We start from the raw sequence: 11,962 nt of genomic DNA, 5'->3' as shown, positions 1-11,962 counted from the left end.
CCGGCTTGTGCTGCCTTTACCGCCGCTTCAGGAAGTGGCGGGTACTGCCCTCTTGCTGCTGCTGGGCCAGCAGTTCGTTTCCGGTCTGCCGGCAAAAGGCCTGGAAATCCCGCACGGCGCTGGGATCGGTCGTGATCACACAGAGTACTTCGCCGCTGATCATCTGGGCCAGAGTTTTCTTGGCGCGCAGGATGGGCAGCGGGCAGTTCAGACCGGTGGCGTCCACCTCGTGCTGCCAGACCGGCAGGCCGGTCTGGGTGGCATCGGAGAGATCAGAGGCGCTCATCGACCCACTTCTGCACGCTGGCGATGGCTGCCGGCAGGGCACGCGCGTCAGTGCCGCCGCCCATGGCCATGTCGGGGCGGCCGCCGCCCTTGCCGCCCACCTGGCCGGCCACGAAGCCCAGCAGGTCGCCGGCCTTGATCTTGCCGGTGAGGTCGTTGGTGACGCCGGCGGCCAGACTGATCTTGCCCTCGCCGCCCGCGGCCAGCACCACCACGGCGGACTTGAGCTTGTCTTTAAGACTGTCGATCATGCCGCGCAGGGCCTTGGGATCGACTTCGCCCAGGCTGGCAGCCACAAGCTTGACGCCCTTGACGTCGGCGGCATTGCCGGCCAGGTCGTTGCCGGCGCTGGCTGCCAGCTTGCCGCGGGCCTGCTCCAGGTCTTTTTCCAGGGCCTTGATCTGGTCCTGTACCTGCGTGATGCGCTCGGACAGTTCGGGGACGGGGGTGCGCAGCTGGCCCGCAACCTTGGCCAGCAGCGCGTTCTGCCCCTGAGCCCAGTGCAGGGCGTTGTCGCCCGTGATGGCTTCGACGCGGCGCACGCCGGCGGCCACGCCCGATTCGGACAGGATCTTGAAGAGACCGATGTCGCCGGTGCGCTGCACATGCGTGCCGCCGCACAGTTCGCGCGAAAAACCGATGTCGAGCACACGCACGGTGTCGCCGTATTTTTCGCCGAAGAGCGCCATGGCGCCTTCCTGCACCGCATCGTCGAAGGCCATGACACGGGCCTGGGTGGCCTGGTTGGCCAGGACTTCGGCGTTGACGATTTCCTCGACCCGGGCGATCTGTTCGGCCGTCATGGGCGCGTCGTGCGCGAAGTCGAAGCGGGTCTTGTCGGGATCGACCAGCGAACCGCGCTGCTGCACATGGGCGCCCAGCACCTGGCGCAGCGCCTTGTGCATGAGGTGAGTGGCCGAATGGTTGCGCACGGTGCGCGCGCGGCGCACGGCGTCGACCTTGGCCAGCAGGGTGTCGCCGACCTTGAGCGCGCCCGATTCGAGCGTGCCGTGATGGCCGAACACGCCGGCCTGGATCTTGAGCGTATCGGCAACGGCGAAGCGCACATTGCCGCCTTCCAGCAGGCCCGTGTCGCCCACCTGGCCGCCGGATTCGGCGTAGAACGGCGTGGCATCGAGCACCACCACCGCGTTTTGGCCGGCCGCGACCGCATCGACCTGCGTACCGTCCACGTACAGCGCCGTGACCTTGACGCCGGAGAGCTCCAGATGGTCGTAGCCCTCGAAGCGCGTCTGCGAGCCTTCATAGGACAGGCCTTCGGCCATCTTGAACTTGCCGGCGGCGCGGGCTTGCTTGCGCTGGTTTTCCATGGCGGCTTCGAAGCCCGCCATGTCGACCTCGACTTCACGCTCGCGGCAGATGTCGGCCGTGAGGTCGACCGGGAAGCCGTAGGTGTCGTACAGCGTGAAGAGCGTGTTGCCGTCGAGCTGGCCGCCCTTGGCCATGCCCGCCAGGGCCACGTCGAGGATCTTCATGCCGTTTTCCAGCGTTTCGCCGAAGCGCTCTTCTTCTTGCTTGAGCACCTGGGCCACGCGGGAGGCAGCCTGGGCCAGTTCGGGATAGGCCGCGCCCATCTCCTTGACCAGATCTGCCACCAGGCGATGGAAGAAAGGCTTGGTCTGGCCCAGCTTGTAGCCGTGGCGCAGCGCGCGGCGGATGATGCGGCGCAGGACGTAGCCGCGGCCTTCATTGCTGGGAATGACGCCGTCTACCACCAGGAACGAGCAGGCGCGGATGTGGTCGGCGATGACCTTGAGCGAGTTCTCGGTCAGATCCGCGGTTTGGGTTTCGCGCGCGGCGGCCTGGATCAGGCTCTGGAAGAGATCGATCTCGTAGTTGGAGTGCACGTGCTGCAGCACGGCGGCGATGCGCTCCAGGCCCATGCCGGTATCGACGCAGGGCTTGGGCAAGCGCGGCATGTTGCCGGCCGCATCACGCTCGAACTGCATGAACACCAGGTTCCAGATCTCGATGTAGCGGTCGCCGTCTTCTTCGGGCGACCCCGGGGGGCCGCCCCAGATTTCCGGGCCATGGTCGAAGAAGATTTCCGAACAGGGGCCGCAGGGGCCGGTATCAGCCATCTGCCAGAAATTGTCGGACGCATAACGCGCGCCCTTGTTGTCGCCGATGCGGATGATGCGCTCGGCGGGCACGCCGATTTCCTTGGCCCAGATGTCGTAGGCCTCGTCGTCTTCTTGATAGACGGTGACCCACAGCTTGTCCTTGGGCAGCTTGTAGACCTCGGTCAGCAGCTCCCAAGCATAGTGGATGGCATCTTTCTTGAAGTAGTCGCCGAAGCTGAAATTGCCCAGCATCTCGAAGAAAGTGTGGTGGCGCGCGGTGTAGCCGACGTTTTCCAGGTCGTTGTGCTTGCCGCCGGCGCGCACGCTGCGCTGCGCCGTGGTGGCGCGCGAGTAGCTGCGCGATTCCTTGCCGGTGAAGACGTCCTTGAACTGGACCATGCCCGAGTTGGTGAAGAGCAGCGTGGGGTCGTTGCCCGGCACCAGCGAGGAGGACGGCACGACGGTGTGGCCCTTGGACTGGAAGAATTGCAGGAATTTCTGGCGAATCTCGGAGACTTTCATCGTCGACGAAGGAAAGAGAATTTAAGCGAATCTTTCATTCTAACAGCGTGCATTCCTGTCAAGGAATGCAGGCGTAAACAGTCCGGTCGAATGAATAACCGTTGGACGAAGCCTGTCCCGACAGGCTCACATACCTGGTTCTGGGCGGGCACGAGCAGGAACCCGTGGCCGCATTGGGAGAAACGCATCCTCCGCCGAATGTCGGAACGGTATAAAAAGTCGTCGATCCTCCGAAGCCGGTCCATACCCCCGACTGGCAAGAAAGCAATAGCCCTTCGGGTGTGCGCCCCACAAGGCCGTTAGGGCTGCAGGCGCCGCCCGGAGCGGCCTGGCCCGCTATCTGCAAATATTCGTTGGCCTGCAGGCGTTTGCCCGTCACCGATCCCGCTACAGTCAGCCCCGCCTTGAGTTGCGGATCGCGCTCGTCGAAGCGCCGCACGTACTGAGCGGCCGTGGCCATATCCATGCCGGCCCACAAGACGGGCGTGCCTGCCGGCAAGGGGTCGCTTTCCGAAGCATAGGGATTGGGAAAGTCGAATGTCCTGCCGCGCAGCCGGCTTGCATTCCCCGCCGTCGCATGACCGCCATAGCCCCCGGCAGCCTCGGCAAACACCGCCATGCGCATCAGGTCGGGCCTGCCTTGCCTATCGGACAAGGGCGTAGATGCGTAAATCAGCGCATCGACCCGGCAGGCTTCGCCCGGGCAGGCCGACGGCGCGGCCAGGCGCACCTGGGCCGTTCCGCCCATCGGGGACAACTCCGGAAAACCCTGAGGCAGCAGACCTTGGGCTTTGAACTCGGCCAGCGTCGGTGCGTGCACATCGGCATATATCGGTCCGCCGTCCGGCCCGACGGGCGGTCTGCCCTCGGACAAGACATCGAAATGGCGCTCCAGCATGCGATAGGCGGCGTTGCGTATCTCCTGCATCCATGCTCCCGTCGCACGGGCCGTCGCGTCATCGGCCTGACGCATCAGGGCCGCCGCCCCCCATATCAGCATCAAAGTTCCGATCAGCAGGGCAACGGACAGTTCGAGCAGGGCGAAACCGCGCTGCCGCGCGGATTGCCGTGCGTATCGACGGCCAGACATCGCCACGGCGCGCATGCTTCAGCGCACCGTGAAGACAAAGGTATTGCTGTCGCCCTGCGCACACTGCGCCTCCGCGCGCGCCGCCACGTAAGTCAGGGGCGGCGTGGCCGTGCTGTCCTTGACCAGCACCGAACCGCTCTGCCCCTGCACGGCGATGATTTCGGCCGAACGCTGCATGACCGAGGCCAGACTGGGACAGGCGGCATGGCTGACTCGGTTGAGTGTGACGGCAAACCCCGATCCGGCGCCGCCCGACGCAAAGGACACCGGTTCGACAGTGATCACGCCGTTGCCGGAGGTTCCCGCTCCACCCAGTCCATGCGCCACCAGGGCGGCAGCCCCGGTGCCGCTGACCGACAGCACGCTGGAATCGCGCACGGCATTGGCCAGCGTGCCGGTATCGACCTCGGCATAAGGCGTGGTTCCCGCCCCTTGCGCATTGGTCTTGGTGCGCGCTACGAAACGCTGCAGCTCACGACCCACCTCGGGCACTTTGTTCTCGATTACGTAGTTGCCTATGGCCGGAATGCCGATAATGGCGGCCAGCAGAATGATGGCCGCCACGATAGACACTTCGATCAAGGAAAAGCCGCATTGGCGCGAAACCTGGCGGGAAATGGCGATGGGCATGGAGAGCTCCTGACGAACTGCGATAAAAGGATGGGCCGCGCGCGCGATCTAGCCGACGGCATGGAACTGCATCAAGGCGCGCCTGAGCTCGTCTATGGCCGCGTAGTGCCACAAGGTCAACCCGATCACGGCGCCTGCCGAACCCAGCAAACACAGCCATCGCAAGACCTGCGCCTGTCGGCGCAACCGCGCACAAGCATATGACTCGACACGCAAGCGGGTCTGCTGCAGGCCGTCGACCAGGCCGTGCGCAGCGCTCATGTCGGCCAGAAACCACCAGAGCTCGCGGTCCAGCATGCCCGTATCCAGGCTATCGACGCCGACAATGCCAGCATCGATGCGCGCCAGCATCGATGCGACGTGCGAGGCCAGCCACGGGCGCGCGTTCCAGGCCAGGCTGGAAAGCGCCTCGCGCAATCGGGTATCGATATTGCCGCGCCTGTGCAGCAACACCCCGAGCATGGCCAGAAAGCGGATCGCATGGAAATCGCGGTACAGCCGCCAGACCAGAAGGCGATCCAGGCGTGCGCGCAATCGCCCTGTCAGATTGGGCAGACTCCATAAGCCCAGCGCCGCGCCGGCCGGCAGGCCGAAAGCCCATGCAGCGAAGGTGCGTCGCACACCCTGGGCCAGGGAGTAGAGTCTGCGCGTCACCGGCCCGAGGTAGTCCTCCGGCAAGCTTTGGAATACCTGCTGCAGACGCGGCACTGTATAAAGCGGTATGGCGCAAAGCAGCGCGCAGGCCACGCACGCGGCAACCAGGCCAGCAGCCGTCGTGGCGATCAACTCGGCTCGCAGGCCGCGCATCAGACGCGTTACATGAGCCAGATCCCGCAATACCTCGATGAGCGCCTCGCCGCCCGCTTGCTGTCCCGCGGCGACAAGCAGACATTCGTCGTCAGGCAGCACCCCCGTCCAGGCCGCGGCCAGGTCGCCGCCGGTTTCCTGATAGCGTCGCGCCCAATGTTTCGAGAGACGGCCGCGCACCGACGAGGGACCGTAGCGCAAAGCGTCGTCCTCGAAGTGATCGAGCAGGGTCTTGCGCCCCTGCAAGGCGCCCAGCATTTCGGCCAGATAAGCGTAGTAATCCGCGCGAGCGGCCCTGAACTGCCAGGCATCCCGTCGAGCCTGATTGCGCAGCATCCAGCGCGACCAGATCGCAATCGATGCCGTCATCCCTGCGCCGATCGACGACCTCATGACGGCACTCGCCTGCGCGCCCAACCGCACAGACCGAACTGACGGGCCAACGCGCGGGCGTCTATCTCGCCTTGCAAAGCCTTGTAGACCGCGCAAAGGCTGACGGCCTTGCCTGTCATGTCGGAATCGTCCGCCGGCGTGCGCGGCAGGCCGGCAAGATGACGCATCAGGGACGGGTTGTCGCGGCGGCGTATGCAGTCGAGCAAAATTGCATCGTCGGCAGGCTCGAACATTTCGGCTACTACCGTACGGCCGGCACACCCCGACAACGCCATGCGCTCTAAGCCCGGGCGATTGCATGCCGGACAACCTGCCGGATTGCGCACACGCAACCGGCGCGGCTCCGCGCCGAAAACGCGACCGAATTCGTCGGCCCAGGCGCGCCACGCCGGGATCGCTTCGCGCAGGGGTTCTCTGCGCGAGCAGGCATCTCGCCACAGGGCATCGATAGGCAGTGCGCAAGCCGGGCACAGACGCGGCAGAAGCGTCTGATAGACCAGCAGCTTGAGCACGCCTGGGGTGGCGAGAAAATCCCGCGATATGCCGATGAAATCCGAGGCCAGGCGTTCGGGGATCATCAGCGCCGATCCGGTATGGGTCGTCGTGTAGACGCTGGCGCCGCTGCCGGCCAGATCCATGAAGGCACGGCCGGTCTCGTGATCGCGCACTTCGCCGATCAGCAGGTCGTTCATGGCCGAGCGTTTGATGGTCCGCAGCTTGGCGTCGAAGGGATGTTGCGGCTCGGCGCTCAACGAACGGCCCACGGTATTTTGCAAGGCATTGCCGATCAGGTATTCGACCGGGTCTTCGAGCGTGATGACCTTGCGCGCCGGATCGATCCCGCGCATCAAGGTGGCCAGCGTCGTAGACTTGCCCGACCCGACGATGCCGGCAATGACGATGGCGCCGCCTTCGCGTTCGCGCGCGGCCTCCAGCGCGCGCTCCTGGGACGGCAGATACCCCAGCTGCGAGAGCGTGGAGCCGCCGTCCGGCGTGTCCAGCCGCAGCAGACGCAAGCAGACAGATGGCCCCGCATCGGCCGCCAGCGAAGCCCAGCGCAACGTAAACGCCGCGCCGTCCACTTGCATGGCGATGCGCCCTTGCTGCTCGATGCGCGGATCGAACACGGCGCCGTTGCCGCCGCGCACGTCCATCCATGCCACGGCCAGCACCTCGTGCAGCGTCGAGGCTGCGATACCTTCGAAGCACTCTGGCGCCACATAGGCGCCGTTGATGGTGTAGCGCACCTGCGAGGCCCCGCCTCGCTCGTTTACATTGACATGCAGATCGCTCGCCCCTGCGCGCACCCCCCAACGCACGAACTCGGCAAACATCGAAGCCAGCGCGGAACGCCGCGCAGGCGATGCCGGCACGCCTGCGCGATCGGTGGACGCCCCGCGGAACTGGCCGCGCGCTACCGTGAGCAACAACGAAGGCGCGACGATATATCGATGCGGCTGCGCCATGCGCAACCCGCGCCGCAGCAGCATGCGCCCGAGTTCGTCGGCCTGATCGCCATCCACGTAGTCTGCCAGCGCGAACAGGGCGGCACGGCCGTCCTCGAACAGAACCGGGCAGACGCGACCTGATAGTGCCGCCAGATCGAAATCGGCACCCAGCGAGCGCGCAAAGCGCGGCGTCAACGCGGCGAGATCGTCGGGCGATTCCAGCACGGGCCACGCCGGCGCGACCGGTCGCACGGTTCCATGCAGGCGTCCATCGACCGATTCGGCGACACGCGGTTCAGTCATGGCTTGCCTCCGCTCTGTGCAGGCAAGCGGTACGCTGCGTTTCCCGCCAGCTCAGGCGCACGCACGGCTGCTCGATGCGCACCAGGCTATAGCGCGGCTCGCCGGTTGCGTCATCGATGCCTTGCGGCCAGCGCCGGCCTTGGCGGTAGCGCCACAGTTCTCCATTGACCGCAATGTCGGCGTACAGCGACTGTCCCACGCCATAGATCGCCACAACATCCAGACGATCGTGCGCGTCGCCGGAAGGCGCGGTTCGGACAGCCGGCACGGTATCGGACGATGCGGGAGGCGGCGCGAGGCCCCGCGGAACGGCGAGCCAGTCTTGGGCCCGCTCCAACCGCTTTCCCGCCGCCGCTTGCGCATCGGCTCTCAGCAAGTCCAGCACGGTGTCGGACTCCGGCCAGGGCGTCTCCGCGGGCTCGAGGTTGGACGACTCGGCCTTTGCAACCGTCCGCTCGGCTCTTTTTTCGGCTGCATGCGCCGGCCCCGGCCAATTCGCCAAAAGAAACGCGGCAAGGCAGATCCACCGCGCGTCCCGGCGCAACTCAATGCAATTCATAAACAGTCCCTTGTAGTTGGGCAAGCAGCACGCTTGCGGCAAGCGCGGACGGGCGACCTGCGTCGATACGCAGCGTGAAGGAAGACCAGGAGGCCACCGTGCTGTGCAAAGCCAGCACGCCAAACGAACGCAAGGGTCCGGACACCGACAGCGCGCGCGTGCGCAAGCCAGGCAGGTTCCCCGCATTGGGCACGGTTCGATTCGCCGTTACAGCGGGCTCCACCGGCAAACCCAGCCTGACCTCCGAAAAAGCGGGATAGATGCGCTGAAGATTGCCCAGAAATGCCTGCGGCGCGCGCCTGGGCAGCGTCACTTTGGCCAACGTCGTGCTCGCACCCTGCAACCGCCACCGCAGGACGCTGTGATCCAAGGCTTCGAATCCCGGGTTCAAGCCTTGGGGTGCCGCGGCCGCGAAGGCCTCGAAGGTTGCCTGGGATTGCGCGCGCGCATAGTGCGCGGCGCACTGCCAATCCTGACCCTGCGGTACGCAGCTGATGCGCTGCAAGCTCCAACCGCGCAAGGCAAGTGGAATGCGATGCATCGATTCCGTGAGGCGCTTCAGATCTGCGGGCGTATGAATGCGCACGCTGTCGCGCCAGGCGTCGATGGCTGCCTGCCGCGCAGCGGTCGGATCCGAGGCAGAAGGCACCGACGCGCGAAAGATGCGCCAGCGCTCCCAGGCTTGGGGCGCAAGCAGGAACAACGCAGCACCCAGGACGCTGGCGCGCACGGGCCAGGGCAGACTGCCCCAGCGCGTGTTCATGGGAAGAAGCCGCGACCCCGCGTCGAGCGATCGCAAGATGAGATCGAGCAGGGTGCCGTCTTCGATCAGACGCAGCGCCGGTCGCTGCGTCTGCAACGCACGCAAGGCCTGCTCGGCGGCCTCTCGGCTGGGATAGAGATGATCGCCGCGCGACATGACCGCGCCGTCCTGAGCGGCGACCAGCCAGTGCCGACCGTCCGGCAGGGCCAGCACGCTGCAGACGGATCCTTCTGCATGCAATTGAGCGTAGGCCTGGGCTGCGGCGTGTAAATCGCCCCGCGGCATGCCTCGCCCAAGACGGATGCATCCTCCTGCCGCCGCGCGCAGCCCACCCGCCACATAATGCGTGGCCTTGAGCTGGCGCGCGCGAGCGCGCGCCATGGCGGCCACGTGACTGCCCACCAGAGCAAACCAGGTCAGACCGAATACCAGCGTCGGTCCCGATTCTTCGCGCCGCAGAATGCACGTCTGATCGGGCGCTTGCTTCACGGCGCCCCTCATAGGCCGTCCTCGACCTGGGCAGTGATGAGCACCACCGTCGTCAGGCGCTCCTTGCCTCCCTTGTCCAGTCCTCCCGTCAGCAAGGGCGCATCCGGTGCTAGGCGACGGCGTTCGAATTCGTCATCGCGGCGGTCGAAGCCGGACAATATGACCGGCACGCCGGGACGCAACTCGACCTGCTGCACCACGCCGCTGCCGTCCACATTGAGCTGCTGCACCTGCAATTGGTTGTCTTTCTCGCCGAAAGAAATCGATTTGAGCGGCTGCGCCACCGTGTTGTCGTATGACACCGACAGCAGAATGCTGCCGTCGTCCTGCGCATCGGGGATCAGCGTCAGCAAAGTGCCTACGGTCTCCTGCTTCTGCGAAATGGAAACCGACGGCAAAGCGGCCGTCACGCCGCTGGAAGCCGACGCTACAGCTACGCTCTGTACTTGGTCGATGTACGTGAACGTCGAGCGTACGGCATGAGTAACGGGGCGGCGGTTGAGCGTGAGCAACGGAATGCTGGCGTGCCGCAGCACTGCGCCGCGCTCGCTCAATGCGGAAACGATGGCGCGCGAACCCTGGAACGGACCTGAAGCGACGCCGGCCTGTACGCCCCCGGCAGCCGCGATCGCACCCGCGCCCGACGACATGCCGCCTTCGACCGCGCTGCGCAGACTCGCATAGACGGCCGACCAGTCCAGGCCGGCTTCGGAGGTGTCTTTGGCCGCCAGGGTGATCTCTTCGAACACCAATCGCACCCGGCGCGTCAGGACGCGATTCTCGCGCTCGATGAATTCGGCGATTCGATCCAGCACGTCGGGCGTGTCGGTGACCACCAGCGCCGTCCCGCCCTTATCTACCTCGGCGATCACGCCCGACCGCGTCAAAAACGGCTCGAGCCGATGACGCACGGCCTGCAGGGCTTGTTGCTCGCCCGAACTGAACGCAGTGCTGGAGCTGCTCTCGAAACCTCCGCTCTGCGGATTGGCCGTGCGCCCCAGGCGGGCATCGACCCGGCTGGCCAGCGTCATGGCGCGCACGTCGAAAACGCGGGTCTGCGTTCGATAGAATTCGATGGCGCCCTGGCGATAGCGCCAATGCAGGTAGAGCTGCGCGGCCAACGCGTCGAGCGTGTCGGCCAAGGGGCGTGGACCGCTCTGCACCTCGACGCGCGTGGCACCGGAAACAACCAATGGGGCCTTCTCTGCCAATCGGGGCAGGAACATCTCGTACGGCAGCAAGGCATCGGGATGAACCCGAACCGCGATACCCGTGGCCCGATACAAGCGCTCGGCAATGCCGGGAAGGTCCATGCGCCCGGCGAAAAGCAGCGTAATGTCGACATTGGCCCGCAAAGCAGGCGGCAGCAGCACCTCTCGCGCCAAAGGCTGCGCCGGCCCGGCCAGCCAAGGTCTGGCCACCTCCTGTGCGGACTTGCGCGCCTCGACATCGACCAGTCCCTGCTTGAAGCGACGCTGCTGGGTGTCGAGTCTCTGCTGGGCATCACCGGCCTTGGCCTGCAAGGCCGCTATCTTCTGCGGTAGCGCACAGCCATTGAGTACGCCTGCAATGCTCAGCAGAGCGAAAACGACGCGGCGGCTCATGACGAGGCTCCGGCCGGGACGCTCGATCGGTCGCACATTTGCGTGTAGGCCACGACGCGCAGGACCTGGTTGGCATAGAAGCAAGGCTGCACCGGACGTTCGGATAGTTCGGTAGCCGCAAGGAGCGCCCGGACCGCCTCCTTGAAATCACCTGGAAATTGGGCGGTCCCGGCCAGGGGAATATCGACGTCGACCGCCCAGTGTTGCGGCTCGAAGGTCCAGCCCGATGAAGCCGCCCAGCGCGACAGCACGCCGCGCAGCGTCGAGTCGGGCGGTCCGGCGCGCAATGCCGTCGGCATGGGAGCATGAGGGGACTTAGGCGTGGGAGCTTGTGTGAACGCGGCTTGCGGCGAAGGGGAAGGCGGGACGCGGGAAGGCGGCGCCAGGGCTATTTCGGTCAGCGGCGCATGCCTACCCAGGATCGGCCTGGATGGCGATCTGTCTTGCGTGCTTTTCTCGGCGCCGGATTGCGCTGACGACGCATCATGCTGCGCTTTCGGCGCCTCTACCGAGGCCTGCGGCGCTTGCGTCGCCGCGACTGCGGCCCCATTCTGCCGCGCAGCACGCGCCGTATAGCGGCCGCCGCGCAACACCAGAGACTGCCAAGTCCCTTCGATGATCACGTAAGGATCCTGGCGGCGATACGCCAAAGGGACGTCGCCTTGCGGCGTACTGGCGAAAATCGCGGGCACCTGCTGCCCGGCCGCGAACTGCAGCCATATCTGCCGGCCCGTGCCGAACACCTGCAGCGGTCCGACTGCCGGATCGCCGGACAGGCGCCAGTTGAAATCGTATTGCCCCGCCCCGCTCTGCTCGAACGCCGCGCCGCCCGGCAAAGCGCAGCCGGCCAGCAAGGCCAGGCATAGCAGACTCATGATGCGCACCATGCAAACCTCGATCGAAATGACATCAAGGGGCATGATCGGCTGCGCGGCGATCAGCGACTAGACGTACATCTGCGCATGGATGGTTTGGTCACTCGAAC

At 65.7% G+C, this 11,962-nt stretch carries 10 protein-coding genes; all 10 read right to left on the bottom strand.

All coding sequences use genetic code 11. From position 1 onward, the window contains the following. Positions 1 to 16: 16 nt before the first annotated feature. From ACTHJ1_RS09510 to ACTHJ1_RS09465, 10 genes are read right to left on the bottom strand one after another with little or no spacing between them, the layout of a single operon-like run. Complete coding sequence (locus tag ACTHJ1_RS09510; protein ID WP_440191170.1) at positions 17 to 286, bottom strand: sulfurtransferase TusA family protein; 270 nt, start codon at positions 284 to 286, stop codon at positions 17 to 19. Further along, positions 273 to 2,891, bottom strand: coding sequence for an alanine--tRNA ligase (alaS, locus tag ACTHJ1_RS09505; protein WP_440191167.1), 2,619 nt, complete (start codon positions 2,889 to 2,891; stop codon positions 273 to 275). The genes ACTHJ1_RS09510 and alaS overlap by 14 nt, the downstream gene beginning before the upstream one ends. A 58-nt stretch (positions 2,892 to 2,949) precedes the next feature. Then, the gene (gene pilV / locus ACTHJ1_RS09500) at positions 2,950 to 3,981 is read right to left on the bottom strand and encodes a shufflon system plasmid conjugative transfer pilus tip adhesin PilV (protein WP_440191164.1); all 1,032 of its coding nucleotides are present in this window, start codon (positions 3,979 to 3,981) and stop codon (positions 2,950 to 2,952) included. Positions 3,982 to 3,999: 18 nt separating this feature from the next. Next, entirely contained in the window at positions 4,000 to 4,611 is a 612-nt protein-coding gene (locus ACTHJ1_RS09495) for a type 4 pilus major pilin (RefSeq protein WP_440191161.1), read from the bottom strand. A 48-nt stretch (positions 4,612 to 4,659) separates the two neighbouring features. Continuing rightward, positions 4,660 to 5,787: a hypothetical protein gene (locus tag ACTHJ1_RS09490; protein ID WP_440191158.1), complete on the bottom strand. Its 1,128-nt coding sequence runs from the start codon at positions 5,785 to 5,787 to the stop codon at positions 4,660 to 4,662. Positions 5,788 to 5,807: 20 nt separating this feature from the next. Next, positions 5,808 to 7,562 carry a GspE/PulE family protein gene (locus ACTHJ1_RS09485; RefSeq protein WP_440191155.1) on the bottom strand — a complete coding sequence of 585 codons (1,755 nt, stop codon included), beginning with the start codon at positions 7,560 to 7,562 and terminating at the stop codon, positions 5,808 to 5,810. After that, positions 7,555 to 8,145: a hypothetical protein gene (locus ACTHJ1_RS09480; protein ID WP_440191152.1), complete on the bottom strand. Its 591-nt coding sequence runs from the start codon at positions 8,143 to 8,145 to the stop codon at positions 7,555 to 7,557. Before ACTHJ1_RS09480 ends, ACTHJ1_RS09485 begins: the two co-directional genes overlap by 8 nt. After that, complete coding sequence (locus ACTHJ1_RS09475) at positions 8,108 to 9,373, bottom strand: hypothetical protein (protein ID WP_440191149.1); 1,266 nt, start codon at positions 9,371 to 9,373, stop codon at positions 8,108 to 8,110. The genes ACTHJ1_RS09480 and ACTHJ1_RS09475 overlap by 38 nt, the downstream gene beginning before the upstream one ends. 8 nt (positions 9,374 to 9,381) lie before the next feature. Beyond that, the gene (locus tag ACTHJ1_RS09470) at positions 9,382 to 10,977 is read right to left on the bottom strand and encodes a hypothetical protein (RefSeq protein ID WP_440191146.1); all 1,596 of its coding nucleotides are present in this window, start codon (positions 10,975 to 10,977) and stop codon (positions 9,382 to 9,384) included. After that, positions 10,974 to 11,897 (bottom strand): TcpQ domain-containing protein, encoded by a 924-nt coding sequence (locus ACTHJ1_RS09465; RefSeq protein WP_440191143.1) that lies wholly within the window; start codon positions 11,895 to 11,897, stop codon positions 10,974 to 10,976. The genes ACTHJ1_RS09470 and ACTHJ1_RS09465 overlap by 4 nt, the downstream gene beginning before the upstream one ends. Between the last annotated feature and the right edge of the window lie 65 nt (positions 11,898 to 11,962).

The sequence above is a fragment of the Bordetella sp. genome (genome assembly GCF_051960075.1).
Taxonomy (GTDB): domain Bacteria; phylum Pseudomonadota; class Gammaproteobacteria; order Burkholderiales; family Burkholderiaceae_B; genus Bordetella.
The sequence above is the reverse complement of the archived record's forward strand: the minus strand, read 5'-3'. Positions and strand labels throughout refer to the sequence as shown.

Bases quoted from the DNA above. Each gene is read 5' to 3' on its own strand.
- ACTHJ1_RS09485 (WP_440191155.1), bottom strand. From the start codon at position 7,562: ATGACTGAACCGCGTGTCGCCGAATCGGTCGATGGACGCCTGCATGGA.
- ACTHJ1_RS09495 (WP_440191161.1), bottom strand. From the start codon at position 4,611: ATGCCCATCGCCATTTCCCGCCAGGTTTCGCGCCAATGCGGCTTTTCC.
- ACTHJ1_RS09470 (WP_440191146.1), bottom strand. From the start codon at position 10,977: ATGAGCCGCCGCGTCGTTTTCGCTCTGCTGAGCATTGCAGGCGTACTC.
- ACTHJ1_RS09465 (WP_440191143.1), bottom strand. From the start codon at position 11,897: ATGCCCCTTGATGTCATTTCGATCGAGGTTTGCATGGTGCGCATCATG.
- ACTHJ1_RS09510 (WP_440191170.1), bottom strand. From the start codon at position 286: ATGAGCGCCTCTGATCTCTCCGATGCCACCCAGACCGGCCTGCCGGTC.
- ACTHJ1_RS09490 (WP_440191158.1), bottom strand. From the start codon at position 5,787: ATGACGGCATCGATTGCGATCTGGTCGCGCTGGATGCTGCGCAATCAG.
- alaS (WP_440191167.1), bottom strand. From the start codon at position 2,891: ATGAAAGTCTCCGAGATTCGCCAGAAATTCCTGCAATTCTTCCAGTCC.
- pilV (WP_440191164.1), bottom strand. From the start codon at position 3,981: ATGTCTGGCCGTCGATACGCACGGCAATCCGCGCGGCAGCGCGGTTTC.